This is a genomic window from Rhodopseudomonas sp. B29 (genome assembly GCF_000333455.1).
GTDB lineage: Bacteria > Pseudomonadota > Alphaproteobacteria > Rhizobiales > Xanthobacteraceae > Rhodopseudomonas.
The window spans coordinates 1-1,621 of the sequence record NZ_BADD01000248.1 but is presented as its reverse complement, the minus strand read 5'-3'; the positions used below and the strand labels follow the sequence as shown (position 1 = coordinate 1,621).

At 66.4% G+C, this 1,621-nt stretch carries 1 protein-coding gene and 1 pseudogene; one reads left to right on the top strand and one right to left on the bottom strand.

Annotated elements, in window-relative coordinates; translation table 11 throughout:
- Positions 1–305, bottom strand: a pseudogene (locus tag I5M_RS29415) (hypothetical protein); the annotation flags it as partial.
- A gap of 242 nt (positions 306–547) precedes the next feature.
- Between I5M_RS29415 and I5M_RS09050 the strand changes: the two are divergent.
- Positions 548–1,555, top strand: coding sequence for an SIS domain-containing protein (locus tag I5M_RS09050; protein WP_022721103.1), 1,008 nt, complete (start codon positions 548–550; stop codon positions 1,553–1,555).
- The last annotated feature ends 66 nt before the right edge of the window (positions 1,556–1,621 follow it).

The following is a 1,621-nucleotide window of genomic DNA, read 5'->3' as shown; positions in this document are numbered from 1 at the left end:
TTGCGGGAATCATAGCCCATGCCGGCATCGCCGAGGCCGGGCTCGATGCCGGGATCGGTTGGCGCACGCAGGGGGCGAAGCGGCGGAGGCGGCGGGTTGCCGTCGTCGGGTGCCTGCGCAATGCCGCTCCGCAGCGACAGCGCCGAGGTACCCAGGCCCGGGGTCGGGCGCAGCGGCAAGTCCTGCTGGGCGACGAAGTTGCCGCGGGAAGGATTGAACAGATCGCGTGTCAGAGTTTGGGCGTGCGCCGATCCAGGGCCGACGATGGTGAATCCCAGGCATGCGGCAGCCGCGCGCAAAGCCATTGCACGGCGGTGGCGGCCGATGACTGGCGCCGAGGGCACGATCTAAAACCTCGTAAATACAAAAACTTACGATCCAGAGATCAGGCCCGCAGGCGCTGATCATCGTTAATGGAGTTAAAACAATTATGGTTAAGGACCCGTTGAGAAATGCCCCACCGCCGGCCTGCCGCGTCGCGCCGGGCGGACGGGCGTGCTAGGAAGGGTCCCGGCCGCTTCGGCGGCTCATGCTTTCGGGACCCCGCATGGCACTGTCAAAAACCCGCACGAATGTCGCGATGACCGATCCCACCGCTGCGATCCCCTCGGCGCTCCGCACCCTCGAGGCTGAGGCTAGCGGCGTCACCGCCCTGGCGGCGGCGATCCGATCCGACCTCGGCGGCGCCTTCGCGGCTTCGATCGCCACCATTCTGGAGGCCAAGGGCCGGCTGATCATCACCGGCCTGGGCAAGTCCGGCCATATCGGCCGCAAGATCGCCGCGACCTTCGCCTCGACCGGCACCCCGGCGTTCTTCGTCCACGCCTCCGAAGCCAGCCATGGCGATCTCGGCATGATCACCGCCGACGACGTCATCCTGGCGCTGTCGTGGTCCGGCGAACAGCCCGAGATGAAGAACCTGATCAGCTACGCCAAGCGCTTCAAGATCGCGCTGATCGCCATGACGTCGAACGCCGGCTCGACGCTGGCGGCGGCCGCCGACATCGCCCTGACGCTGCCCAAGGCGCGCGAGGCCTGTCCGCACAATCTGGCACCGACCACATCGTCATTGATGATGTTGTCGCTGGGCGACGCGCTGGCAATCGCTCTGCTCGAGACCCGCGGCTTCACCTCGTCGGATTTCAGCGTGCTGCATCCCGGCGGCAAGCTCGGCGCGATGCTGAAATACGCCCGCGACCTGATGCACACCGGCGAGGCCGTGCCGCTAAAGCCGCTCGGCACACGGATGTCGGATGCGCTGGTGGAAATGTCCGCCAAGGGCTTCGGCTGCGTAGGCATCGTCGATGGCAACGGGCAGATCGCCGGCATCGTCACCGACGGTGACCTGCGGCGCCACATGCGGCCCGACCTGATGACCGCGACTGTCGACGAGGTGATGACCCGCAACCCCAAGACCATCAGCCCGAACCTGCTGGCCGGGCAGGCCTTGGAGTTGCTCAACTCGTCGAAAATCACCGCACTGCTGGTCACCGAGAGCAAGCGGCCGGTCGGCATCGTGCATCTGCACGATCTGCTGCGCGCCGGCGTAGCTTAGCCGGCGCGCCATTACTTAAGGATTCGCAGCTCAGCGCTTGCGTAGCGTCACCGAGACGCCGCGCAC